This is a genomic window from Pararhizobium antarcticum (assembly GCF_001885585.1).
Taxonomy (GTDB): domain Bacteria; phylum Pseudomonadota; class Alphaproteobacteria; order Rhizobiales; family Rhizobiaceae; genus Pararhizobium; species Pararhizobium antarcticum.
Genome location: NZ_LSRP01000068.1, coordinates 83,389 through 108,393, shown reverse-complemented (window position 1 = coordinate 108,393; position 25,005 = coordinate 83,389). Strand labels below are relative to the sequence as shown.

General features: G+C 60.2%; 21 protein-coding genes and 1 pseudogene. 9 read left to right on the top strand and 13 right to left on the bottom strand.

Going from position 1 to position 25,005, the window contains the following annotated elements; all coding sequences use genetic code 11:
* Positions 1–128 precede the first annotated feature (128 nt).
* Positions 129–245: pseudogene (locus tag AX760_RS26635) on the top strand (IS5/IS1182 family transposase); the annotation flags it as partial.
* Here AX760_RS26635 and AX760_RS06025 read toward each other — a convergent pair.
* The 6 genes from AX760_RS06025 to AX760_RS27585 form a co-directional block, all read right to left on the bottom strand.
* Positions 217–2,037: an ATP-binding protein gene (locus AX760_RS06025; RefSeq protein WP_071832089.1), complete on the bottom strand. Its 1,821-nt coding sequence runs from the start codon at positions 2,035–2,037 to the stop codon at positions 217–219. The pseudogene AX760_RS26635 and the gene AX760_RS06025 overlap by 29 nt on opposite strands.
* A gap of 26 nt (positions 2,038–2,063) precedes the next feature.
* Positions 2,064–3,104, bottom strand: coding sequence for a DNA cytosine methyltransferase (locus AX760_RS06020; RefSeq protein ID WP_071832088.1), 1,041 nt, complete (start codon positions 3,102–3,104; stop codon positions 2,064–2,066).
* Positions 3,105–3,836: 732 nt separating this feature from the next.
* Positions 3,837–4,067: a helix-turn-helix transcriptional regulator gene (locus tag AX760_RS06010; RefSeq protein ID WP_071832086.1), complete on the bottom strand. Its 231-nt coding sequence runs from the start codon at positions 4,065–4,067 to the stop codon at positions 3,837–3,839.
* A gap of 228 nt (positions 4,068–4,295) precedes the next feature.
* Positions 4,296–6,146 carry a type IV secretory system conjugative DNA transfer family protein gene (locus AX760_RS06005; protein WP_071832085.1) on the bottom strand — a complete coding sequence of 617 codons (1,851 nt, stop codon included), beginning with the start codon at positions 6,144–6,146 and terminating at the stop codon, positions 4,296–4,298.
* A 71-nt stretch (positions 6,147–6,217) separates the two neighbouring features.
* On the bottom strand, positions 6,218–6,550 hold the full coding sequence (locus AX760_RS27590; RefSeq protein WP_245294944.1) for a hypothetical protein: 333 nt from the start codon (positions 6,548–6,550) through the stop codon (positions 6,218–6,220).
* A gap of 3 nt (positions 6,551–6,553) precedes the next feature.
* Positions 6,554–6,901 carry a hypothetical protein gene (locus tag AX760_RS27585; RefSeq protein WP_245294943.1) on the bottom strand — a complete coding sequence of 116 codons (348 nt, stop codon included), beginning with the start codon at positions 6,899–6,901 and terminating at the stop codon, positions 6,554–6,556.
* Between AX760_RS27585 and AX760_RS28115 the strand changes: the two genes are divergently transcribed.
* Together AX760_RS28115 and AX760_RS27575 are read left to right on the top strand one after the other, a co-directional pair.
* Positions 6,879–7,427: a hypothetical protein gene (locus AX760_RS28115; RefSeq protein WP_425348818.1), complete on the top strand. Its 549-nt coding sequence runs from the start codon at positions 6,879–6,881 to the stop codon at positions 7,425–7,427. The genes AX760_RS27585 and AX760_RS28115 overlap by 23 nt on opposite strands.
* Positions 7,428–7,442: 15 nt before the next feature.
* Positions 7,443–7,676, top strand: a complete 234-nt coding sequence (locus AX760_RS27575; RefSeq protein ID WP_245294942.1) for a hypothetical protein — start codon at positions 7,443–7,445, stop codon at positions 7,674–7,676.
* Positions 7,677–7,798: 122 nt separating this feature from the next.
* Here the strand turns inward: AX760_RS27575 and AX760_RS05995 are convergent, their stop codons facing one another.
* Both AX760_RS05995 and AX760_RS05990 read right to left on the bottom strand, forming a co-directional pair.
* Positions 7,799–8,170 (bottom strand): MobC family plasmid mobilization relaxosome protein, encoded by a 372-nt coding sequence (locus AX760_RS05995; RefSeq protein ID WP_071832083.1) that lies wholly within the window; start codon positions 8,168–8,170, stop codon positions 7,799–7,801.
* Between the two features lie 107 nt (positions 8,171–8,277).
* Positions 8,278–9,039 carry a helix-turn-helix domain-containing protein gene (locus AX760_RS05990; protein WP_071832082.1) on the bottom strand — a complete coding sequence of 254 codons (762 nt, stop codon included), beginning with the start codon at positions 9,037–9,039 and terminating at the stop codon, positions 8,278–8,280.
* A gap of 437 nt (positions 9,040–9,476) precedes the next feature.
* Between AX760_RS05990 and AX760_RS05985 the strand changes: the two genes are divergently transcribed.
* Positions 9,477–9,713, top strand: a complete 237-nt coding sequence (locus AX760_RS05985) for a hypothetical protein (protein ID WP_071832081.1) — start codon at positions 9,477–9,479, stop codon at positions 9,711–9,713.
* 163 nt (positions 9,714–9,876) lie between these two features.
* Here the strand turns inward: AX760_RS05985 and AX760_RS05980 are convergent, their stop codons facing one another.
* The 5 genes from AX760_RS05980 to AX760_RS05960 all read right to left on the bottom strand — a co-directional run bounded on the left by AX760_RS05980 (position 9,877) and on the right by AX760_RS05960 (position 16,279).
* Positions 9,877–10,782: an NAD(P)-dependent oxidoreductase gene (locus tag AX760_RS05980; protein ID WP_071832080.1), complete on the bottom strand. Its 906-nt coding sequence runs from the start codon at positions 10,780–10,782 to the stop codon at positions 9,877–9,879.
* 106 nt (positions 10,783–10,888) lie between these two features.
* Positions 10,889–12,502: a GMC family oxidoreductase gene (locus tag AX760_RS05975; RefSeq protein WP_175552021.1), complete on the bottom strand. Its 1,614-nt coding sequence runs from the start codon at positions 12,500–12,502 to the stop codon at positions 10,889–10,891.
* 43 nt (positions 12,503–12,545) lie between these two features.
* The gene (locus AX760_RS05970) at positions 12,546–13,763 is read right to left on the bottom strand and encodes a mandelate racemase/muconate lactonizing enzyme family protein (protein WP_071832079.1); all 1,218 of its coding nucleotides are present in this window, start codon (positions 13,761–13,763) and stop codon (positions 12,546–12,548) included.
* Between the two features lie 25 nt (positions 13,764–13,788).
* A complete protein-coding gene (gene aldA / locus AX760_RS05965) occupies positions 13,789–15,213 on the bottom strand; it encodes an aldehyde dehydrogenase (protein WP_071832078.1) in 1,425 nt (474 codons plus the stop codon).
* 136 nt (positions 15,214–15,349) lie between these two features.
* The gene (locus AX760_RS05960; RefSeq protein ID WP_210187268.1) at positions 15,350–16,279 is read right to left on the bottom strand and encodes a LysR substrate-binding domain-containing protein; all 930 of its coding nucleotides are present in this window, start codon (positions 16,277–16,279) and stop codon (positions 15,350–15,352) included.
* A 368-nt stretch (positions 16,280–16,647) separates the two neighbouring features.
* Between AX760_RS05960 and AX760_RS05955 the strand changes: the two genes are divergently transcribed.
* The 5 genes from AX760_RS05955 (at position 16,648) to AX760_RS05935 (ending at position 25,003) form a co-directional block, all read left to right on the top strand.
* The gene (locus tag AX760_RS05955) at positions 16,648–17,025 is read left to right on the top strand and encodes a DUF983 domain-containing protein (protein ID WP_071832077.1); all 378 of its coding nucleotides are present in this window, start codon (positions 16,648–16,650) and stop codon (positions 17,023–17,025) included.
* A 170-nt stretch (positions 17,026–17,195) separates the two neighbouring features.
* On the top strand, positions 17,196–18,371 hold the full coding sequence (locus tag AX760_RS05950; protein ID WP_175552020.1) for a FecR domain-containing protein: 1,176 nt from the start codon (positions 17,196–17,198) through the stop codon (positions 18,369–18,371).
* A 35-nt stretch (positions 18,372–18,406) separates the two neighbouring features.
* Entirely contained in the window at positions 18,407–21,205 is a 2,799-nt protein-coding gene (locus AX760_RS05945; RefSeq protein ID WP_071836348.1) for an EAL domain-containing protein, read from the top strand.
* 233 nt (positions 21,206–21,438) lie between these two features.
* Positions 21,439–22,824 carry a TadE/TadG family type IV pilus assembly protein gene (locus tag AX760_RS05940; RefSeq protein ID WP_071832074.1) on the top strand — a complete coding sequence of 462 codons (1,386 nt, stop codon included), beginning with the start codon at positions 21,439–21,441 and terminating at the stop codon, positions 22,822–22,824.
* A 265-nt stretch (positions 22,825–23,089) separates the two neighbouring features.
* Positions 23,090–25,003, top strand: coding sequence for a DEAD/DEAH box helicase (locus tag AX760_RS05935; protein ID WP_071832073.1), 1,914 nt, complete (start codon positions 23,090–23,092; stop codon positions 25,001–25,003).
* Positions 25,004–25,005: the final 2 nt, after the last annotated feature.

Here is a 25,005-nt window from a genome sequence, read left to right as displayed (position 1 = left end):
CCACGGTGTAGATCCCCAAGCCCTCCTGCATTCGTCGCAGAAGAGAAATAGGTGGCCGGATTTTACTCCGCCCGCAGCCGGACTATTCCGCCGCTACCGTGGCCGACTTTTGCACCGCCGCTCTCACATGGCTCGGACGATGCCGTAGACTGGCCAAGGACCTCGAAAACCTGTCAAGAAATGCGCTTGCCTTCCTCAAATTAGCCTCCATCCGCCTCATGCTGCGAAGGCTATGTTCAAAATGAGAAAGTGTTCGGACGGACTCTCAGGAAGGCTCACCAAGAACTTCGTTCCGGCTAGCAACGGTCGCACATTAGAAAATATTGACTCCAAAAGAGGGAGGGCTCGCAGCTGCGCTCTGGTCTCCCTATTCTCTCTGTCATTGATCGGTGCGAAGAGAGCCCGGGTCTGCTTGGCACGCTTGATCCAGTTTTCCAACGAGACAGCGAGTTCTCGAACGTCCGGGCTCGTCCCACTTTTCATCCTACGAACAATTTGATCAAGATCGGCGAGCTGTTTGCTCGCCTCATGCTCATAAGCAAGCGCCGCAATACCTGCGGTAGCCAATGCCCCCAACAAACCAATTTGCTTAACGGCGTTTTCAGCGTCGGTCTCGGATGCCTTGACCGCCTCTTTAACCTCATTCGAGATGGCGTGATAAACTGCCGCTGGCATTGATTCTCTATAGCTATCGATTACTTCCTCGACGCGCCTCACTTTTTCGGACGAGATCTCGCCGAGCCGGACGTTTGAGGTAGGAGGAGGGTTCATCCTCACAGTCTGGCGCACCGCGTAGAAATCAAGTGCATATCGAACGGCATCGCGTAGCGCACGATAGGACGGATTGCTCACGAGTCTGTCCCGCGAAGCCTGAATCTGCAGGTATTCGTTCAGTTTCGACCGCTTTTCCTTTATCGCTGCGTTGCGTTCAAGTCCGGTGTCGACGTTTACGACGCCGTATACACGCGACATCGTGGGAAGATTGTTCAGCCCGCGCTGCTCCTGCAAGGCTTCCGGCAGAAGCATTGAGGTGCTCTTTCTATGGCTGTGATCTATTTCAGTCTTCAGCCAATCAGTGTCAGGCCCGTAGTAGGGCAGGTGAAAACCAGCGTCGTAAATGTGAACGCCACCATATTCTTTCAGATACTGTCGAGCCGACTCGACCTGCACTCCATAGCGCTGTTTGTTGTAGAGACTGAAGATTCGAATTTCGAAACTGCATTTGTGTATATCGCAATCAGGGATTTCATACTCATGCGACTCGGGTTCGCCCCCTGAGAATTCCAAAACAAGCCGAAACGTTCTCCTTCGTGAGATATCTTTTTTCTTGCGGGGCAGTAGTTTTCCCCGAACCCGAGCGCTCCAAATGTCCAAGATGCGGCCTAGCTGAAGCGAGAAGGCTTCTTCTAAGGCTTGATCTGGATGGTGGAGTGAAACCGAGAAATTGGCGGGAGAGTCGGATTGGAACGGTGGGCGCAGTTGCCAGATCTGTCTCGCGAGCCCTTCCAGGTCGGGCTTCTCCCATATCTGGTTAAGTATTGAGACTGTAATCTCGGTGCCATGTAGCTGTCCCCCTGCGTATGGCGCAGTTCGGCGCCGTACGTGGTATTCTACTTTGGCTTGCGTCAGTTCGTTGGCTTTGGTCGCCTCCGCCCAGTTGACCGTCGCAATCATTTCTTTTGTCGTATCGGACGAAGGTGTCGTGCGAAGTGTCATGTTACTGCCAAGAAATTGCACGGCAAGTCGCCCGATCCCCTTGCTTCCTGTTGGGCGGCGTCCAAGCGTGGTCTGTAGAACTTCTTGTTTGTGCGGAGAACCCACCCGCATCCAAAATTTGCGGAACGTCTCCTTCGTCATGCCGTCGCCATTGTCGAGGACGGTTATTGTGTCCGTTCCGAACGTAACGCTGACGCCGATAGCGTCCGCATCGTAGGAGTTCTTGATGAGTTCTGCGAGCGCGATATGCGGCTGCCCAACTAGTCGCTCACCAAGCTCGCGAAGCAATGCAGCGTCAACGGAGAACTGAAAGTGGGGCAACTACGCAGCCTTCCCGGGAACTAGTTTCATACTTCTGACTGGAGGCCGCCGAGATGGCGAATGACGCTTCGGCCTACGACTTGACCCAAGGTTACCGGAACCGCGTTACCGATGAGCCTACCGATGTTTTTCATTTCGACGCGCCTGTCGTCTGGAGCAAACTTGTAGTTCTTCGGAAAAGTCTGCAGCATCGCCGCCTCACGTAGTGAAAGCGCCCTGTCTTGCGCTGGGTGGCCGAACCGACCACTGCCAAAGCCAAACGACTGTGTCGTTATGGTCGGGGCGGGTTTGTCCCACTCCATGCGACCGTACACGGATCGATAGCCCTTCCCCTGCTCCTTTTGGTGGCAATTGGCGACGAGGCTTTTGTCCCAATCTGACCAGGAACCACCCGGTCGCGACGCTTGTATGCGACGTAGATTGATTTCTGACAGGCCGCTACTTCTGTGAAGGCCGTCGGACGAGTGCGCTTGACCAGCTGCAATTGGAGGGAGATCGCCGATGACGTCGCGTACCGTGCTGGCTTTAGCGCCAAATTCACTGGCCGAAATCAACTCTATCGGCCCCAGCTTTGAAGCCAGGAGTACCAAGCGCTTGCGCTGTTGGGGTATTCCGTAGTGCAAGCACTCGACGATGGTCTCACTTACTTCGTATCCGAGCGCTTTCAGTTGAGACACGAAATCCTCGTGAATTGAATGCCTCTTGAGTTCAGGTACGTTTTCCATGGTGACCAGTTCGGGTGCGCACTCGTCAATTAGCCGCGAGAAAGCATTGAGAAGGCTCCAGCGTTCGTCGCGCATCCTACCCTGGGTGTATTTCGAAAAAGGCTGGCATGGAGCGCAGCCTGCAAGTAGACGGACTTCCGTATCCCCCCAGGCCTCCGTCAACTTCGCAGCGTCGATCTTTGCGACATCATGCAGCACGAAGCGTGAAAGATTATTTGCCTCATATGGAAAGGCGCAAATCGGGTCTATGTCGATACCGGCGATAACATCTATTCCCTCGCGTTCAAGGCCATGCGTAAGCCCGCCCGCTCCGCAAAATAAATCAATGGCTCCCAAACTCATTGCATTCCCTAACTTCTCGGCGAATCGTAAACCTCGAGTCGTTGAGATCTCGATAAACTCCTACGCGAAATTCGTTCATTCAGCATCTTACCACTCGGAGCAATTCACAAGCTTTTTGACCGGTACTGCTATGAGACGGGCGTACCTTGTTGCTTTCGGATTGGCAAGTTCCCCCGCCGGTATGACTAGGTCCGAGATCCAGCGACTGGCATTCAAATTGCGTTGTGCAAATTTATGGTTGCGCGGGCGCTTCAGTCGCTGGATCGTGGCGGCCGCCGATCGCCAGTCGATCGATATGGGGATTTGGTTTGAGACATACAGAGCTGAGTGTAAAAATCGGAGCGCCAATTTGAGCAATTTGAACATCATTATGAGATGAAATGGTGCTGGGAAAAGCCGTTTTCTCAGATCTCTTGATCAAATGATCGGTCAAGCTGAAAACTACTGTGTTGCCTATGTTAGCCCGGAATGTGCAGTTTCCGGAGAGACGGCAATGTATGACTGTACGCCTCTAAACACCTCTTCTTTCGATTGTTTTGTTGTTCAATCGGCCTAATCGCATTATTGACAAGAGAAACGCTCTACTCGCTTCGCAATAGAGGCCGAAAGCGTTCATATATTGCCGTCATCACGCCATGGTTGGAATGTAGGCGAAGCCGATGTCGCCATGCCTGTCCTGTGTCAATTGCCCGACGATGCGACCATCCCACCAGACATTGAGAACTCTTACCGTCATTTTCTACGTTCTCCAGGAGCCAGAATATCAATCGAACACCCCAGCGTTTGCAGAACCTGCAAGACTTTTCCGATCTGAGCTGTCGGCTTGCCGGCTTCGAGATCGACAATGAATCGGAGGCCGACGCCCGAAACGCCGGCAAGCTCATCCTGCCGCAAGTTTTGCTCCTTGCGGGTACTGCGAACCAGGGCGCCGATATCGGCTGGACTTCTGACTTGTTTTGCCATTTTTGTTCCCGATCGGGAAAATAGCAGGATATAAGTTGCATTGTCGATTAAAATTTCCCGATCGGGAAAATCAGTGACATGTGATGATACCTGGGGAGGGAAATTTCCCGATCGTGAAAACCCGACAAGACCGATGCGAGGCCAATATTTTCGGCAGATTGGGAGTGAACTATCCGCTGATTGGAAGTGATCGCGCATCTTAAGCGATTGAGAGGCCTTGCGGACCAACTACACCATTGGATTCCGGTCCAGCTTCCCCCGATATGCCGGATGCCGGTGCGACACGATCGCGTCAATCAGCGCTGGCGGTTTCGACCCCGTCAGCAGCAGCATCTTACCGGTCTTCATTTCCAGGATCTGATCGACGGTCATGAGCTTCTGGCGCTGTTCGGCGGTTGAGGTCTTGCGGCTCTCGCCGAACTTCGCGGCTGATTGTTTGGTGCGGGTGAGCACCGTCTGATCGCCAAGCGCGTTCGCGGCCCAATTGGCGGTTTCGAACTCGGCGCGGCCGAGACCGAAAATGCGGGTGGTGACGCAGGAGCCGAGAATGCTGGCGGTGTCGCCCTTGCCATAGACGCTTTCGATTTGGCCTTTGTCCTGTGTAATGAATAGCGCCTCGATGCCGCAGCCGGCGGCGACGTTGGCGATGTTGATCAGCTTTTCCATCCGGCCGAGACGGACAAACTCGTCCAGCACCAGAAGCACGTTCCTTTTCGGCTTCTTCGCGCCTTCAAGGCGCACAGCCATACCGAGAATGATGTTCGTCAGGAGCCGGAGAAAGACGGCTTGGGCGTCTACCTGGTCGAGCGGCACGACCATGAAGAGGTCGGCGCGGCCCTCGAACAGGTTTTCGAGCGAGCATGTGGATGCGCTTAGGAAACTGCGCAGTTCGTCGGAACGTGCCCAATCGAAGGCCTTCTTGATGGTCGTCTTGATTGCGCCGCGCTCGTTCTCGCCGGCTGCGAGGAAGGTCGCAGCGGCGGCGGCCGGGCGCGTGCCGAAGGTTTCCGGCGCACTGGCCCATTCCGACAGCGTCTTTTCAAAGCCTGCGGAAAACAGCAGGTCCATGACGGTGATCAGGTTGCGATCGGCTTCCGCGCGCCTAGTCATGACGACCTCGATCACGGCGGCGATCGTCGATTTCGCCATTTCGGCGAAATGCGAACCGTTTCCGCCTTCCGGTCGAACAAGTCCCTCGGCAATGACCTCGATGTCACGAACAAGGTGCGCTTGGCGGATATAGTCGAGCGGGTTGAACTGGTCCTTCGACGGCTCAATGACGCCGAATGGATTGAGAACCACGACCTGACGGCCGAGCGCCTGCCGATATCGGCGCGTCACGGCGAAGTTCTCGCCCTTGATGTCGAGGACGGCGACTGGCCCGTCATGGTCGATGATTGCGGGAATGACGACGGACACGCCTTTCCCGGCGCGTGTGCCGGCGATGGCGACGTGGTGGCCGGCGCGCCATCCCGTCTTCGGATTGGGGCGATAGCGCAGCATCGCCCTGCCGGAAAGACCGAGCGGCAAGCCCGTATCGTTGTGGCGAAGCTGGCGCAGTTCGCTCCGGTTCATCCACCGGGCGCGCCATGGGCCTTGTTTGGAAATGCGGCTCGATGATGCCGGGGCGGCAATCGAGATCGTGCGTAAAATGAGGAGCAGGGGCACAGGCAGACCGATGGCAAGGCTGGTTTGTAAACCCAGCTTCTGCGCCTCCGTGAAACGATGCCATGTCGAGACCATGCCTCGGATGCTTTCGATTCCGGAATAGCCGGCGTTGCGCCAACTCTTGAAGCTGTCGAGCAGGACGCCTGCCGCAATGGCCGGGTCGGTAAGGGCGAGAGCAGACGCGGCAAGGAGGGCAGCCCCCACAGCTAAGCCCGACGCGCTGCGGATGCGGCCCTGGGTGTCTCCCGCTAAGGTCAGCAGCGCAAACCCGAAAAACATCACCAGGATCGCGGCGCGCGTGTTTTGGTAGATGGGTGGCCAGAACAACGGCGCTGTTTCCATCAGCAGGAAACCCGCCGCAAAAACGGCGATGGAAAGGGCATAGCGATAGGGCTGAATGATAAAATTCATGGGTCGAAACTCCGAATGGAATGAAAATCAGACGCGGCCGCGGCCGCGACCGGGCGCGGGCGTTCGGTCTGCTACGTCGGCGCTGCGACCGCCTCCAGCATCGCTTCGGCTTGTTCCAGCAGGGCGAACGCTTCCGCTAGCTCGGTCGAGGCCGTGTCGCTGGAAGGAGTGCCGGAGGCGAGCCAGGCGTTCATGAAGGTAGCCTGTGACGCGATGAGCGATTTCAGCGATCCTTCCAAAGCCGCTTGCCGATTTTCGATCATGTCGGTCGAGCGTTTCTCCAGTGTCTCGAATTGCGCGGTTCCGCTGCTCAAGGCGTTCATCAACGTCTCGACGTAACCCAGCAATTCGCGTTCCAGCGGGGACAGGCTCTCGGGCATCGGTGGTTTGGTGGTTTCGGTCATCGGTCAATCTCCCTGGACGATCTTCAGGCATGGCGCTTTGTCGCTCCCGGCCTGACAGGTGATCAGCTGAAGGCGGTTGACGTCCCATGTCAGGACTTTGCCGCTGCTGGTCTGGTTGACCTGCAAGCCCATCTGCCAGAGGCTGGCGCTCTGGGCGCGGTCGATCATCAGGCCCGCCCAAAACCAGCTCGCGGCGAAACTCAACAGGACGATCAGCAGTGCCACCGCGCCCATGGTCAGGAAGAACGGCTGCACCATCGAGCGAAGCCGGTTCACGTCCGCCTCGGTCGTCGCCAGCGCCTCGTTCAAGTGCTGGCGGTTCGTGTCCGTGAAGCTGCGGATATCGGTCACGATTGTAGCTTGCGCGCGCTTCAAGGCTTCGCTCCAATCGGTCTCGAAGCTCATCGATGGCGATGGCGTCGAGCCGGCTTCCGGAGCGGCTGGGCTTGCCAGCCGATCTTTCAAGCGCTCGCTCAAGGGTATTCTTTCGGGTCCAGTCTTCACGGAACAGGTCTCCTTTCAGACGCCAGCGCTCGTCCGTCTCCGGATCGCGCACGGTGATGTAATGTTTGCCGGCGCGCGGCAGGTCGAACCCTGCCGCCGTCAAAGCCTCGGTCATGCTCGGGCGGTCGTAGATTTCGCCGGTCTCGACGCGCTGGACGATCCAGTCATGGATCAGTTCGCGGGCATCGCCGCGCCGTACGCTTTCGATGAGGCTGACTGTCTCGCGGGCGCGCTCCGGCGCCATCGGATCGTTCCAGCCGTGCTCCTTGTTCAGAACATCGCGCAAGGCGTCGTAATGTTTCTGGTAGCCGGGTGGTGCGATGTTGAGACTGCGTCCGCTCACAAGCTCCATGCGCGGCGTCACGAAATGTAGCTCGACGCGGCCCTCGTGGGTGTGGCGGACCCAAAGCATATCGCGCTGGTCGGCTTCGAGCCCGGCGAAGGCAAGGCTCTCGAAGGCGTCCATCACCTGCCGTTGCTGGGCGGGGTTCGGCGCGTCCTCCGCCGTGAAGGCGATGACGCCGGCGCGATAGGTCCACTGATGCGGGCAGGCGTCGATCAGCGCGCGCATGCGGTCTGCGTCGCCGCGCAACACTTCCGGCAGGGGCTCGCGAGCAAATAGCATGATCTCGCCGCGCTCGTCGCGGATCGCGTTGCGGTTCTGGTCGTAAGCGACGACGTCGCGCTCGACCAGGTAGTCAACCGGTCCCGATCCGCCGCCCTGGCCGTTTCGGAAGAACTTGATCAGCACGGCGCACCATCCTGGGCCGTGAACTGCTCAAGTGTGTCCGAAAGCGCCCGCTCTATCGCGACCAGGCGGGCGGCAACCGAGATTGCGTCGATCGCGGACAACTGGCCCTGAGCCTGGGCCGTGTTCAGCCATCGCGCAATTTGGTTGAGGTTGCCACCGATCCGGGCGACGGCGCGCACCAGCTCCGGATCCACCTTGGGGACCGGACGGCGGCGGCGCGCCTCGGTGAGGCCAAGCGCTTCCCGCATCAGCGTGGCAAAGGGCAAACCAGCCCGCGCCGCGCGTGCGGTCAGCGCCTGCTTTTCCGTTGCCGTGCAGCGGAAAACCACGACGGCATTGAGTTCGCCTTTGGGCGATCGCCGCATGCTCTTGGTGGGGTTTGAAGGGGAGGCCTGCCTCCCCTCACAATGCTCCCTGTCGGACGGCTCGCCGTATGACAGGGGTCGCCTTGCTCTCTTCAAATCGCCAGCCGTCATGACGCCCTCCGGACTGTCGTCTGCCGGGCGGTTTCATGGGCAATGTGGTCACGGCGGTGGCTGAAGAAAGCGATCCAATCCAGCGCACTCGCGCTCGTCTCATCCGGCGGCCAATAGCTGGGCAGGGCATAGCCTGCTTTCCCGTTTTTCAACGTCCGCATGCCCAAAGCGTCGATCGACGGAAAGCCGTGACGTCGCAACCAGGTGCGCCATTGCTCGACCTGATCCGTTTTGGTTTCGGCTACGAAAACGAGCGGGACAGCTCGCCGCGTCTCGACGCGCGGCGGGGCGTCCTCGCGCGGGTTAGGTTTATTTATTTTTTCTTTCTCTAAGTTTGGTGGACATATTTGTCCCCCTTCTCTGGACACATCTGACCGCCTTTGCGGACGATTTTGACCGCCTTCATTGGGGTAAAGGGTGACAACTTTGTCCGTCTTTTCACGGGCATCCGATGCGCGTAAAATCGATGCCGCTGAGGGACGATATTCTGTGTTGTGCCCGACGCCATTTCCGCGCTGGACCTCGAACCATCCTTTGACTTCAAGTTCACGGACGGCGCGCTGAATGGTCTTGACGCTCTTGCCGGTCGCGTCGGCAATCGTTTGATAGGACGGCCACGCCTTCTCGGTGTGGCCGTTCAAATGCGTGGTGATGACGTAAAGCGCCACGGATCGTGCGCTGTCGCTCAAATCCTTGTCGCAGCTCAACTGCTGAAGCCATTGCAGCTTCACGTCCCGAAATGGCCGCGCCCCGCTCATACGCGCCTCCCTGGTCGCAATACGACCGGGAAAGAAGGGGCGGAAACGTCCGGAAAAAGTGGGACGGCGGCTTTACTAAGCCATTGATTTTTATAAAATGGGGTCTTCGTCCCACACGGGGTTAAGCTGCTGATTTTCTTGGAATTCGGCAGGCCCTCCGGGCCCACCATTTCTGTTTCTATCCGTCCCGAAGATCCGCCCATCGCTCGCCGTCAAAGTGTGAACGGTGATCCATGCGCGCTGGTGACAAAGTCCCAGGAAACAACCGGAAATCGTGGCGAAGGGGCAAAACTGTGCCAGATCGGCACGATCTTTTGAGAGAGTGTTGCGAAACGGGACAGGGCGTGCGGAGCGATTAACTGCGGATTGCGATCGGCTTTGCAAAACGCAGGACTTGGTCTCAATCTGGGGCATCTTCATTCCAGCAGGAGGGTTTCATGTCCCAGACCGTTACATCGTTCAAGACCGTCACACCCCGTTTCGATGATGTCGATGCGCTTGCCGGTGCACTTTTCTCCTGGTGCGCCGAACGGAGCATTCGCCTGCGCAGCCAGGAGGGCGTCAGCGCCGCCGGCGCGGTCATCGATCTTTTTCTGATGGGCCACCAGACGCAGGACGATCTCCTCGCGGCCCTGAACCGGCGCGATGGCGGCGATCTGGTGTTTGCGTCCTGAGCCGGTCGGGCGTCAACTTTTCCAGCACCGACCGTTCCGGCCCCAGTATGTCTGGCTCCGATGTTTCTGGCTCCGGTTCCAGCCGGACTGAACCTGCCCCGGCATCGTTGCGACCCGGGGCGCTCTTCCCCGCCCGGCGGTCTGTCTGTCGGCCTTGCTGGCGTCAGAGTTCCGCCGGGAAGCCGGGCGCGCGCAGGTCGGTGCCGACCGCGTCTTCGAGCAGCTTGACGACCTGCGACGACCAGGCGTTGCCGCCATAGGTCGAGCGTCCGCGGATGAAGGTCTGCAGCGCATGCGAGGCGAGATCGAGCGGCACGCCGAACTGCTTGCCGAAGCCGAGCGCAAAACCGAGGTCCTTGACCGCAAGGTCCATGGTGAAATTGATGTTGTAGCTGCCGTTGAGGATCACCTGGCCCTCCGTCTCGTGGACGAAACTGTTGCCGGAACTGGCCTTGATGATGTTGAAGGCGTCGGTGAGGTCGATGCCGCCCTTTTTGGCCAGCATCAGGGCTTCGCCGGTCGCGATCAGATGAATGAAGGCGAGCATGTTGGTGATCACCTTGATCACCGCCGCCTTGCCGAGCGGGCCGGCATGAAAGATCTCGCCGCCCATGGCCTGGAGGGCCGGAAGATGGGTTTCAAAGAGATCGCGATCGCCGCCGGCAATCACGGTTATCTCGCCGGATGCCGCCTTGTGCACGCCGCCGGTGACCGGTGCCTCCATCATGCGGACGCTCTTGTGCGCTGCCATTGTCGCCAGCCGCTCGATATCGGTCTGGTCGAGCGTGCTCATCTCGATCCAGGTGCCGCCGGGTTTGAGGCCCGATAGAATGCCGTCCGGTCCGGCCAGGACCTTTTCCGAGATCGCCGGCGAGGGCAGGCAGGTGATGACGGCATCGACACTGGCCGAAAGGCTTCCCGGCGTCTGTGCCCAGCCGGCGCCGGCGGCGATGAGGCCATCCGCCTTGCCGCGATCGACGTCGTTGACGGTGAGGTCAAAACCCGCCTTGAGCAGGCTGCCCGCCAGATTTGCACCGAGATGTCCAAGGCCGATAAAGCCGTATCGCATGTCCGTTCTCCCGTTTTAGCCCGCTGGTAGCTGGCTGTTCACTTTTTTCGTCAGCGGGCCCTGGCACAGGCGCGACCGGTGCAGAGCCCCATCCCGCATCCTGCGCTCAAAGGGCGTCTTCCAGGATCATCGCGGCGCCCTTTTCGGCGACCATCATCGTCGGTGCATTGATGTTGCCGGCGGTGACGTTCGGAAAGACCGAGGCATCGACGATGCGCAGACCCTGCACGCCGTGCACGCGCAGCCGGCTGTCCACCACAGCGGTCGCTGCATCTCGGCCCATCATCGCCGTGCCGCAGAGATGGTAGATCGAACCGGAGTTTTCCCGGAAATACTCAATGAACCCGGCGTCTGTGTCGATGGCCGGCGAGGGGGAAACCTCTTGCGCGGTGATTGCGGCAAGCGCCGGAGCGCCGGCGATGCGGCGCACCAGACGGCTGCCCTGGATGATTTCGTCGATGTCGCGTTCCGTGGACAGGTAGTTGGGGCGGATCAGGGGTGCATCGGCGGGATCGGGCGAGGCGATCGTCACCGCGCCGCGGCTGGTCGGGCGGCAGGAATTGAAGGCGATCAGGAAGCCCGGATAGGGTTCCGGCAAAAGCCCGGCTTTCGGGTTGTTGGGGATGCGATAGGAGAGCGGATTGAAATAGAGCTGGATGTTCGGCCGCTGTTCGTCCGGTCGACCTCGAAAGAAGCCACCGGCCTGGTTGACGCTCATGGCAAACGGCCCCTTGCGGGTCAGCACATATTGCAGGCCGAGGGCCGCCTGACCGAACAGGCTGGCGAAACTTCCGTTCAGGGTCGGCCGGTTGGCACGGTAATAAAAGCTGGCGCAGAGGTGATCCTGCAGATTGGCGCCGACGGCGGGCAGGTGACGGCGGGTCGCAATGCCGGCCGCGGTCAAGCTGGCGCCGTTGCCGAGCCCGGAGAGCTGCAGCAGTTTCGGCGTGGCGACCGCGCCTGTTGCGACGATCACCTCGCAGCGGGCGGAAAAGGTCTTGATGGCGCCGTTCTGGCGCACCTCGACGCCGGTGACGCGACCATCATCGGCAAAAACCAGCCGTTCGGCAATTGCGTGACGCTCGATCGACAGATTGGCCCGCTTCAGGGCCGGGCGCAGATATTCGGCGCTGGAATGCGAGCGCTGGCCCTTGCGGGTGTTGATGTCGTAGACGCCCGCGCCTTCGATCGCGGCGCCATTGAAATCAGGGTTGAGCGGCAGCTGCAACTCACTGCAGGCCTCAAGAAAGGCGTCGCTCACCGGATGGGTCATGCCGCGCATCGGCGTGACGTGGATCGGTCCGTCGCCGCCATGCCAGTCGGACGCGCCCTTGGCATGGGTTTCGAGCTTGCGGAAAAACGGCAGCACATCGTCCGCAGCCCAGCCGGGATTGCCGGCTTTTGCCCAGTCGTCGAAATCCGACGCCGCACCGCGCACGAAAACCATGGCATTGATCGAGCCGGAGCCGCCCTGCACCTTGCCGCGGGGCACATAGAGGCGGCGGTTCAACAGTTCGGGCTCCGGCTCGGTCGAATACATCCAGTTGACCGCCGGATTGTAATAGCTCCTTGCGTAGCCGACCGGGATCTTGAACCAGAAGGAATCATCCTTGCCGCCGGCCTCGAGCAGTAGCACGCTGTAGCGGCCGTTCTCGCTGAGGCGGCTGGCGAGGATACAGCCGGCCGATCCGGCGCCGACAATGACGAAGTCATGGGTCATGATCGCTCCCGTCCGGCCACAAGGATCTTTCTCTGCCTGCGCATCAGCCTCTGGCCGGCGTGAGCGCCTTGACGTCGGCGTGTTCGGACGACATCTGCAGGTGCAGGCGTTCACCGGTATAGGGGGAGTTGGCCGCGATCACGTCGAGATCGAGTTCGATGCCGAGACCGGGCTCACGCGACGGGATCAGGTAGCCGTCATCGAATGCCAGCTTGGTCTTCAGCACGTCGCCATGGAAACCGCCGAAATCGATGATCGATTCGTGGATCAGGAAGTTCGGCGATGTCGCAGCCAGCTGGATGCTGGCGGCAGCGCCGACGGGGCCGTTATAGAGATGCGGTGCGATCTGGGCATAGAAGGCTTCCGCCATGCCGGCGATCTTCTTGGCCTCCAGAATGCCGCCGACGCGGGCAACATTCATCTGCAGGATCGAGGCGGCACCGGTTTCGAGCACGCGCTGGAATTCGTACTTCGTCGTCAGCCGCTCGCCGGTCGAGACGGGGATCGAGGTGGCGCGGGCGACCTGCGCCATCGCGGCCTCTTGTCCCGGAGGCACGGGTTCCTCGAACCAGAGTGGGTCATATTTTTCGAGCCGCTTGGCCAGCCGGATCGCCGAGGCCGGCACCATCTGGCCATGGGTGCCGAACAGGATGTCGGCGCTGTCACCGACGGCTTCCCGGATTTTCGCGCAGAAGAGCTCGCAGCGCGCCATGACGCTCAGTGACAGATGATGGCCGGAGTAATTTGTATAGGGGCCGGCCGGGTCGAATTTCAGCGCAGTGAAGCCCATTTTGACCATGCGGATGGCCTCTTCTGCGGCAAGGTCCGGGTCGTTGTAGTCGTAGTCGCCGGCGGCTTTCTTGGGATAGAGATAGGTGTAGGCCCGCAGCCTGTCGTGCACGGGTCCGCCGATCAGGTCGGCAACCGGCCGGCCGGCCGCCTTGCCGATAATGTCCCAGCAGGCAATCTCGAGACCGGAAACAATGCCGATCATCGTCGGATCGGGACGCTGGGTGAAGCCGCTGGAATAGGCGGCCCGCCAGAACCGCTCGATCTGGTGCGGGTCATGGTCGAGCAGGTAGCGCTGGAACACGTCGTCGATCAGCGGCGCCAGGGCGGTCGGATGGAAGGATGTCGCGTAGATTTCGCCGACACCCTTGATGCCACAGGCGGTTTCGAGTTCCACAAAGATCCAGTACATGCCGCCGACATGCGGTGGCGGAACGGCGACGACGTGGGTCTTGAGCGCGGCGATCTTCATGGCGGTCTCCGATGGCTTGTGCAGGTCAATGATTCAGGATGACGAGGCGGGTCTGGGTGAATTCCAGCATGCCGTGTTTGCCGTCATCGCCGCCGAGGCCGGATTTCTTCCAGCCGGCGTGATAGCCCTGATAGGGATCGGCCGGGAAACGGTTGATGTAGAGTTCGCCCGCCTCGATCTCGTTCGCCGCCCTCATGGCCTTGCGGTAGTTTTCGGTGAAGAGCACGGAGGCAAGGCCGAACTGGTGGTCGCTGGCCAGCGCCAGGGCCTCGTCGAACGTATCGTAGGCGATGACGGCGAGAACCGGGCCGAAGACCTCCTCGCGGACGATCTCCATGGCCTGGCGGCAGCTGGTGAGAAGGGTCGGCGGGTAGAAATAGCCGTTGCCTTCAGGGATAAAGCCGCCGGTCTCGAGCACCGCGCCCTCGGCCGCGGCGCGCTCCACCATGGCATGAATGCGGTCGCGCGCGGCCAGGTTGGCAAGCGGCCCCATGCTGTCGGCGTTGATCGACCGATCGGCAAAAAGACGGGCGGCAAAGCCGGCACGCAGTCTTTCGATGAGCGCGTTCTCTACGGAGCGGTGGACATAGAGCCGTTCGACCGAGGTGCAGACCTGGCCGCAATGGGCGGTCTTGGCGGCCAGAACCATGCGGGCGACAACGTCCAGATCGGCATCCGGCTCGACGATGACAGGCGTCTTGCCGCCGAGTTCGAGAGAGGGTTTTGCGATGTTGGTCTTGCAATAGTCGAGCACGGTCTGGCCGGCTGCGACGCTGCCCGTCAGGGTGATCATGCCGACGGCCGGTGCGGTGCACATCACGCGTGCGGTTTCATGCGTCATGGTCATGATGCTGACGAGGCCGGCCGGAAGATCCGCTTCCAGAATGCACTGCGCAAAGGCGAAGGCCGAGGTCGGCGTCGTGTTGCTCGGACGCACGACCACGGCATTGCCGGTGATCAGCGCCGGCGCGATCTTGCGCACCAGCGTGTAGATCGGGAAATTGAAGGGAATGAGGCAGGCGACGACGCCGATCGGCGCCCGCATCAGCATCAGCGTCTCGTCCTGCGTATCGCTTTCGATCACTTCGCCGTCGATGCGGCGTGCCCATTCGGCATGGTAGCGCATCAGTTCGACGCCGTAGATCGCCTCGGAGGTGGCATCCGCAAGGCTCTTGCCGGATTCGCGGGCCAGCGCTTGCCCGATCGTTGCGGCATTGCGCTCGTTGCAATCGGCCAGCCGGCGCAGCGCATTGCCACGCTCGATCGCCGGCAGTTTCCGCCAGGTCTTTTGTGCCGCGGCGGCAAGGTCCACCGCCTGCAGGACATCGGTCTCGCTTGCGGCGGGAACGCTGGCAAACACCGCGCCCGTGGCTGGATTGCGAACGTCGATGGTCGCCAGAGCCGGCGTTGCGACGAACTGGCCGCCGATGAAATTGCGATGCTCGGTCATGTGCAGTCAGGCTCCCTTGAGCGGCGACTTTTTCTGTCGGACAGACAGCGTGGATCACCGTTCATGAATAGGAACGCGATCACAGGTGCTTCGCAAGCGCGTTCTTGTCGGGGAAAGCATTCCAAAACGGAATGCTCTAGTATGCGGCCCCGGCGATCGGCACGGGCCCGGTTCCGCTGACGACTTCGGAAAGGAGCCAGTGGCGGAACGCCTGGACATGGGCGCTGTCCTGCTGTTCCGGGCGTGTCACCAGCCAGTAGGATTCGTGGCCCTCGACCTCGACATCCATGACCTGCACCAATTGCCCGCTGCGCAACTGGCGATCGACCATGACGCGGTCGACCACCGCCACGCCCAGCCCATCGCAGGCGGCTTCGATCGCCATGTCGAGCAGGTCAAATTCCAATCCGCCGCGTGTGTCCGTGTCGCTGAGACCGGCGGCATCCAGCCAGTGCTGCCAGGTGAGGTAGCGCCGATCGCCGGAGGACAGCACATGCAGGAACGTGAAGCGCGAGAGGTCGACTGGTTCAGAGGGCTGTCCATCGGTCAGCAAGTCCGGGGCGCAGACAGCGATGTGTCGCTCGGTCATCAGGATGCGCGATTTCAGCATCGGCCATTCGCCATCGCCGAACCGGATGGCGCAGTCGAGAAGGCCGCGCTCGGCGAGGCTGTCCTCAAGGTCGGTGCCGATGCTGATCTCGATATCGGGCAGGGCCGTGCGCAGGCTTTTCAGCCTCGGCATAAGCCAGCGCTTGGCAAAGGTCGGCGGTACATTGATGCGCAGCCGGTTGCGATTGCGCTTTTCCATGATGCCGCGAACGGTGAGTTCGACCGTGTGGAAGGCCTTTTGCAGCGTCGCCAGCAATTCGGCGCCTGATGGTGTCAGTTCGAGATGGTGGTGGTGGCGGATCAGCAGCGGTTCGCCCAACTGCTCCTCGAGATTGCGCACCTGCCGGGAGACGGCGCTCTGGGTCAGGTTCAGCCGATCTGCGGCGCGTGTAAAACTGCGGGTCTGACCGACGACCTCGAACACCTTCATCGCCGAAAGTGCCGGCAGTTTGCGCATATCCCGTCCCCCGTGTCGCCGCTGTTGCCTGTGCACTATCCTCCGGGGGCAAGGGCGCGGGCAAGTCCTTTGCACAGGATTTCCGCGGGACGATTGATCACAGCCAGTTCCGGCGTCACCTTGCGGCATCCCCTCATAGTCGAGCTTCCCGCTACAATATGCAGTCAATATAGGTGTGGTTGTCCATTGCGCCTGTCTGATGATGGCGGTCTCGTCCCCTATAAGGCATTGGACGCCCGATCATGTGCGTCAATCTGACAAATTGGCATTCAATATTTGAGAATGTAGTGCATATTGTATGCATTCAATGCCATCTGTTGATGGTAGTCTCTGATCCTCGCACAGACCGATATGAAAGTGATCACTCGATGGAAACTGAATGGCCGCCGCTCTCTCCGCTCCAGACTGGCCTCAAGGGGCGCTGCCCCCAATGCGGGCAGGGGCACATGTTCAATGGTTTCCTCACCCTGAAGCCGCATTGCGAGGTCTGCGGGCTTGACTATGCCTTCGCCGATCCGGCGGATGGTCCGGCCTTTTTCGTGATCTGCTTTGCGTGTGTTCCCAGCGTGCTACTCGGCGTCTGGCTGGAAGTGCAATACAGCGTGCCGCTCTGGGTTCACTTGCTGGTGACCGGACCGTTCATGCTTGCGACCTGTATTCCACCGCTTCGCCCGCTGAAGGGCTGGCTGGTCGCCAGCCAGTTCTTCTACAAGGCCGAAGAAGGAAAACTGGCGCGGCTTCCCTGACGGGCCCGATCGGTTGGTCGGCATCGGATCGGATTGCGCTATGGTTTCGGTGAGAAGCGGCCTGGATGCGGTGATGTTAAGGGAAATTTAGCGATGAAATCGCGCCCTTTCCACCGATTCAGGAAATATTAGAGAGCATTTAGGCAAGGCGGCCCTGAATGGAGCCTATCATGCCGAATATATTCAAATTGTGTCTCTTCGTTCTTGCCAGCCTTTGCTGGCCGCTGTCCGCATCTGCTTCGGACTGGGTCGTCGTCAAGACAACGCAGCAGGTCCGTTACACGATCGACAGGCACAGCTGGATGCCCGTCGAAACCGGGCTTGTCATTCCCAACAAGGCCTGGGTCTCCACGGGGCCGCGCGGGCGCCTGGTGCTGGCCCGCGGCGCGGAAAACATCGCGTTTCAACCCAACAGCATGGCTTCCGTGCATACCCATGGCGGGACAAATCGCCAGACCGACGTCTATCAACCCTATGGCACGCTGGTCTTCAATATCGAGACCCGCAACAGGCCCCACACGTCTGTGCAGACACCGTTCCTTGCAGCCGTCGTTAAAGGGACGCGTTTTGAAATTCATGTGAGCCGCAAGACCGCGTCGATTGATGTTTCGCGCGGGTTGGTCGAAGTGACGGCGCTTGCCAGCGGACAGCGCGTTCATGTCAGGCCCGGGCAAAGCGTCTTCGTTGATCCCGCCGATCCTTCGCCTTTGAAGGTTGAAGGCATTGGTCCGAAAGATATCGTCAAGACAGTCGCACCGGTAAAAACGCGTGTCCCGAACCGGGATGAGTTGGTCGGCAACAGCACCAAAAATGCGAAACAGACGACCGATGGCCAGAGCCCGACGGCAAAAGGCAAATCGGAGAAGAGCAAGGACACGAAGGCCGACAACGGCAAGAGCGATAAGGACAGGCTCGGCAAGTCCGACAGCGACAGGGACAACAGGTCCAAGGACAAGCCTGGCAAGGGCGACAAGGACAAGCCTGGCAAGGGTGACAAGGACAAGCCTGGCAAGGGCGACAAGGACAAGCCCGGCAAGGGTGACAAGGACAAGCCTGGCAAGGGTGACAAGGACAAGCCCGGCAAGGGCGACAAGGACAAGCCTGGCAAGGGCGACAAGGACAAGCCCGGCAAGGGCGACAAGGACGAGCCCGGCGAGGGCGACAAGGACAAGCCCGGCAAGGACGACAAGGACAAGCCCGGCAAGGGTGACAAGGACAAGCCCGGCAAGGGTGACAAGGATAAGCCCGTCAAGAAGGACAGAGCCGCAAAACTGCACGGGTCTGTTTCAGCCGTTGAATTCGCCGACGGACGTTTGCCGGCTGAACGCCGTGGCGACGCCGGTTGATGTCAAGGGTCTGGTTTTCCCGAATTTCTGCTGGATTGCGCATTTGGATCGGGCGGGCCAGCAAGTTCCCGATTGCTGCCGCGTTGCTGCTTCTTTCGGTGCCGATCGTGCTGCCTTCGTTTTCCTTCCTTACCAGCACTGACAATCTGCTGACGGAATGGCGGTCCGCAAATGTGCTGCGACCTGCATCCGGCAAGTTCGTCTTTCTCGCCATCGACAAGAAAAGTCTCGATGCTGTGGGCGTCTGGCCCTGGCCGAGGACGATATACGCTGACGTCGTCGACAAACTCGTCGCCACCGGTGTCAACGATATCTTCATCGATATCGACTTCAGCGCGCGCTCCACGGCCGCGGCCGATGAACGCCTTGCAGACGCCCTCGAAAAGGCCGGCGGTGGCGTCATTCTCCCCGTGTTTCTGCAGCATGCCGCTGCGGACCGAAATCAGGCATCCCTGGCGATCTCCCGGCCTTTGCCCCTGTTTGCACAGAACGCATGGCTTGCGACAGCCACGGTGCGTCCCGACCGCGATGCCCATGTCCGCCGCTTTGCGGTTGCCGAAGAGATCGATGGCGCGGTGCTTTCCTCCGTGCCGACGGTCATGACCGGGCTGGACTTCGCAACCCCCGGCGAGTTCGCCATCGATTTTTCGATCGATCCCCAGACCGTACCGACATTTTCCATCGCCGACGTGCTCGCGGGGGTGGTGCCTGAAGCGTCGTTCCGTGGCCGTTCGGTCGTGATCGGCGCTTATGCAACGGAATTGAAAGATGTCTTTTCAGTCCCGGTGCATGGTGTGATCAGCGGTCCCATGCTGCATCTTCTCGCTGCCGAAACGCTGGCGCAGAACAGGGCCCTGCAGACTATCGAGCCGACATCGGTTGCGCTTGCTATCGCTCCTGTCCTCGTGTTGCTGATGGTTCTTGTCTGGGCGCAGCATCTGTCGCTGCGGGCGGTGTTTGCCGGGCTCATCCTCGTAAGCCTGGTGCTCGAGACGGTCGCCCTCGCGCTGCAGACCTACTGGGCGATGGTGCTGCCATCCACCCTGCTGCACCTGATGATTGTCGCTGTCGGTCTTTTGTGTTTTCTCGTCGAACTCGATCTCAGCTACTGGGTGGCGAAGCTTGCCGGCATCAGGACCCGCAATTCCGATCGCCTCCTGCAGCAGGTCATCAGCGACAGCGCCGATGCCGTGATTGTCGTGGACCCCAGCGGCCAGGTGATCAATGCCAGCGCGACGACCCGGTCGATTCTCGGCGCCGACTATGTCGTCGTGCCGGGGGCGAATTTTCGGGATGTCGCACCGCCCGGCCTCGCTCGGCTTGTCGATAAAGCCCTGAGGATGAACCGGGCAGACGATAGACGATCGCTTGAACCGGAAGAATTGAGCATTTTCGTTGAGGGAGAGCTGCGTATTCTGGAATGCCGCATCACAGTCTCTCTGCTGGAAGTGGATGCCAGCGACGAAGAGCAGGCTGAAAACGCCTGTATCGCCTGCCTGACGGTGCGTGACATGACGAAGAAGCGGCAATACGAAAAGCAGCTGGAATATCTCTCCGAATATGACGAACTGACGGATACGCTTTACCGCGGGGCACTGATCCGCCGCATGGAGCTCGAACCGGGCCGCGCGTGGACGGTCTGCGCCATCAATATCCATCGCTTTGCCGTTGTGAACGCAACGCTCGGCCGGGATGTCGGCGATGCGCTGCTCCGGTCTGTTGCCGCCCGCCTGAAAGGCGCCGACCCTGCGATCCGCCATGTCAGCCGCCTCGGCAGCGATGTCTTCTGCGTTGCTGTCGATCTTGCCGTTGCCTCTGTCTCCGATGTCGATGGTTTTGCCGAAAACCTCATTGCCGCCTTTGCGAAACCTTTTGACATGCAACAATCGAGCGTCTCGATCGGTGCGCGCGTCGGTGTCTGCGGTGGAAACGCTGGCGAGAGCGCCGCCGCCGGACTTGTGGAGGCGGCAGAAATCGCGCTGGAGACGGCCTGCAAGACCACCGGCACCGGCTATTCGATCTACGATCCGGTCTCTGCCGGAAAGCGGGCGCGGTTGCGCATTCTGGAAGGGGACATGCGGCAGGCGCTGCAGACGGGAGAGTTCTTCCTGACCTTCCAGGAGCAGGTTGATCTTTCCTCCGGCCAGCTGATCGGGGCCGAAGCGCTGATCCGGTGGCAGCACCGCAGGCTCGGCATGGTCTCGCCGCTGGATTTCGTCAGTATTGCCGAAGCGAACGGCTTCATAACAGAACTGGGACGCTGGGTTCTGGAAGAATCCTGCCGCGCGGCCCTCTCCTGGCCCGCGCATGTGAGCGTCGCCGTGAATGTTTCGCCAATCCAGTTTGCAAAAGGGGACATGGCGCGCGAAGTGAAGGCGATCCTGCGGGAAACCGGCCTGTCGCCACAGCGTTTGCAGATTGAAATCACAGAGAGTGTATTTCTCAAGGGAACGGATCAATTAACGCGGCAGTTGCAGGAACTGCGGGCGCTCGGTGTACAGATTGCGCTGGACGATTTTGGCACCGGCTATTCGTCGCTCGCCTACATCGCCAATTTTCCCTGCGACAAGATCAAGATCGACCAGTCTTTCGTTCGCAACCTCGTGACCGATGTCACCAGCCAGGCAATTGTCCGGTCCGTTGCGACACTTGCCGCCGGTCTTGGCCTGAAAGTGCTGGCCGAGGGTATCGAGGATCAGCATCAGAAGGATTTCCTGTTGATGCTGGGCTGCGGCGAAGGTCAAGGCTATCTTTTCGGAAAACCGAAAGCGAGCAGTGCCCTTTTTCCCGACGCGGCCGCAACCGGCCGTCGCCATGCGATTGCCCTGTCGTAGGGTGCGGGTCGGCGGGGGACTGACCGGATTTGCCTCAAATTTTCAAGATGACTTTAGTTGATGGGGAACCATTGTTTTAAAATTTCGAACAGTGATGCGGTGTCGTTCGCATTTGTGGCTCGTTAACCTTTGTAATTTACCGGCGATTATCGCATCGCGGTTAGAGTCTCTCCAAAGAAAAACAGTGCCGGGAGCAGCGCCAGCTTCTGATAGATTGAGGGATTGTGACGCGCATGTTGAAAAAACTTCTGAAAGACAAATCGGGCAACTTCGGCATTCTGGCCGCCGTTGCGATCGTTCCGATCCTCGGCATGGCCGGCATGGCCATCGATTTTACGCGCGCCATGCAGTTGCGATCCGAGTTGCAGAACGCTGCAGACGCGGCGGTCATCGGTGCCTTGTCAGAAAAGTCGGCCGGCATGCTCGAGGCGATCAACATGTCCGGCGACGGCGTGGTCAAGCTCAGTGAAAAAGAGGGCCTCAACCTGTTTGCGGCGCAGCTTGCACACGCTTCGGGCGGTGACGGTGAGCCGGAGAAGAAAATGGGGATTGCTGGTGAGCCGGAGGGTGCCGATTCCGATCTCGACGTCAACGAGCGCAACGTCACCATCTCGGTCACGAAGACCGGAAAGGATCTGAGGGCGGAACTGACCTATGAAATAGCGATCAAGACCAGCCTCCTGCACGTGATCGGCAAGGACAGCATCAAGGTTTCCGGCAAGGCGGTGGCCGTCTACCAGACGCAGTCCTTCATGGACTTCTACATGCTGCTCGACAACACGCCTTCGATGGGCGTCGGTGCGACGCCGGCCGATGTCGACAAACTGATCAAAGCCACCAAGAACGTCAAGGATCCAGGCTCCAAGAACTGCGCCTTCGCCTGTCATATCGTTTCGGAAAAAGGTGTGGAGGACAAGACGAGCAACTACTTCGTCGCCCGCAATGTGGGTGCGACGATCCGCATCGACGTTGTCGCAAAGGCGGTCGCTGCATTGACCGAGGAAGCCACAAAGACGCAAAGCTATTCGAACCAGTTCCGCATGGCGGCCTATACGTTCGGCGAAACCGCCATGGACGTGAAGCTTCTCAAGGTTGCCGATCTGAGCAGCAACCTGTCGACTGTGAAGAACGGGACACAAAACATCAAGCTGATGAGTATTCCATTCCAGGGCTACAACAACGACCAGCAGACGAGCTTCGACAACGTGCTGACGAAAATCAGCGATGAAATAACCGCCCCCGGAAACGGTACCAGCTCGGCAAGCCCGGAAAAAATTGTCTACTTCGTCTCCGATGGTGTCGGCGATAGTTACAAGCCCAAGGGTTGTACAAAAAGGCTGACGGGCAGCCGCTGTCAGGAGCCGATCGATCTCACCTACTGCACCGCGCTCAAGAATCGTGGCATCAAGATCGCAGTGCTCTATACAACCTACCTGCCATTGCCGAACAACGACTGGTATAACAGCTGGATCAAGCCGTTCCAGTCTGAGATCAGCACGCGCATGCAGTCCTGCGCTTCGCCGGGCCTGTTTTTCGAAGTCAGCCCGACGCAGGGTATCGAGGCGGCGATGAAGGCACTGTTCAACAAGGTTGTCAGGAGCCCGCGACTGCAAAGCTGATCCGGCTTCGGTTTCGCAAGGGATGAACATCGCCCGGCCGCACCTGCAGGCCGGGCGATTTGCGTTTGCGATGCCGCCCCCATCGCCGATTCCAGCGCCCGGATCCTGCGCTTGTTAACCGCCATTCCGGCAACCCCTGTACAATTGCACCGATGGGCAGTATGTACCGCCTCAATGTATTGGCCCGCGACGTGTTGGCCGCGGTTTACTGCGCCACCTTGACCCGCATCGGGCGCACGAAACCAGAATTCCGAGAGACAAACACATGACAGATTTCGAAGGCATCGTTCCGGCGATCGCCCAGGCATTGACCAAACGCGGTTATACCGAGCTGACACCGGTGCAGAAGGCCGTGATCGCGCCCGAGCTGGATGGTGCCGATGCCCTGGTGTCGGCGCAGACGGGATCGGGCAAGACCGTGGCCTTCGGCCTGGCGCTCGCGCCGACGCTGCTGGATGGCGCCGAGCGCTTCAAGGGCGCCGGTGCGCCTCTGGCGCTGTGCGTTGCCCCGACCCGTGAACTGGCGCTGCAGGTGACCCGTGAGCTGGAATGGCTCTACGAACTGACCGGTGCGGTCGTGGTTTCCTGCGTTGGCGGCATGGACATGCGCAACGAGCGGCGCGCGCTGGATCGCGGTGCCCATATCGTTGTGGGCACGCCGGGACGGCTGTGCGACCATGTGCGCCGCAATGCGCTCGACATGTCGCAACTGCGCGCGGTGGTGCTGGATGAGGCCGACGAAATGCTCGATCTGGGCTTCCGCGAGGATCTCGAATTCCTGCTCGACGCAGCCCCCACCGAGCGCCGCACGCTGATGTTTTCGGCCACGGTTCCCAAGTCGATTGCGACGCTGGCCAAGAGCTATCAGCGCAATGCCGTGCGTGTCTCGACCTCGGCCGAGCAGAAGCAGCATGTCGATATCGAATACCGCGCTTTGACCGTCGCGCCGGCCGATCGCGAAAATGCGATCATCAACGTCCTGCGATTCTACGAGGCCAAGAACGCGCTGGTGTTCTGCTCGACCCGTGCGGCCGTCAACCACCTGACGGCGCGTTTCAACAATCGCGGTTTCTCTGTCGTTGCCATGTCCGGCGAACTCAGCCAGAACGAGCGCACCCACGCGCTGCAGGCGATGCGCGATGGCCGCGCCCGCGTCTGCATCGCAACCGACGTTGCGGCCCGCGGTATCGATTTGCCGGGGCTCGAACTCGTCATCCATGCCGACCTGCCGACCAATCCGGAAACCCTTCTGCACCGCAGCGGTCGTACCGGTCGTGCCGGCCAGAAGGGCGTAAGCGCGCTGATCGTGCCGAACAGCGCCCGCCGCAAGGCCGAGCGGCTGCTCCTGAATGCCAAGATCACCGCGACCTGGGCAAAGCCGCCATCGGCAGACGAAGTCACGCACCGCGACGACGAGCGGATTCTGGCCGATCCGGCCTTCACCGACCCGTTGCGCGAGGAAGAACAGGGTTTTGTGCGCGAACTGCTGCAGCGCCATGGTCCCGAACAGGTGGCCGCGGCCTTCGTCCGTCTCTACCGCGTCGGCCGTTCCGCGCCGGAGGACCTGATGGACACGCCGGCCTTCACGCCGTCGGACAATCGTTTCCCGCCGCGCGACGATGCCCGTGGGCCGCGCGAGGAGTTTGGCGATAGCGTCTGGTTCTCTTTGTCTGCCGGCCGCAAGCAGAGTGCAGAGCCGCGCTGGCTCATTCCGATGCTGTGCCGCATGGGCAAGATCAGCAAGCAGGAGATCGGCGCGATCAAGATGCAGCAGGACGAGACCTATGTGCAGATCGCTGCGGACTGGGCCGAGCGTTTCGTCTCCGCCATCGGCCCGAAGCGTGCACTGGAAAAGGGCATTACCGTAACCCAGCTCGACGGCACCCCGGATCTTGGTGGCGGCGCGCGCAAGCCCTATGCCGGCAAGAGTGCCAATGCCGGTCCGAAGCCGGACTGGAAGGCGGACGGCAAGCCGAAGCGCAATTTCGACGCCAAGCCGGCAACCGGCGGCTTTGGCGGCGAAAAGACCGAGACCAAGCCCTGGGCCAAGAAGGCGGGAAAGCCGGCCTTCGACAAGCCGAGCTTCGACAAGCCGAAGTTTGAGAAGCCTGCCTTTGACAAGCCAGGTCCTGACGCCGGCAAGCCGAAGCGCAAGACCTTCCGCGACAAGGCGAACTGATC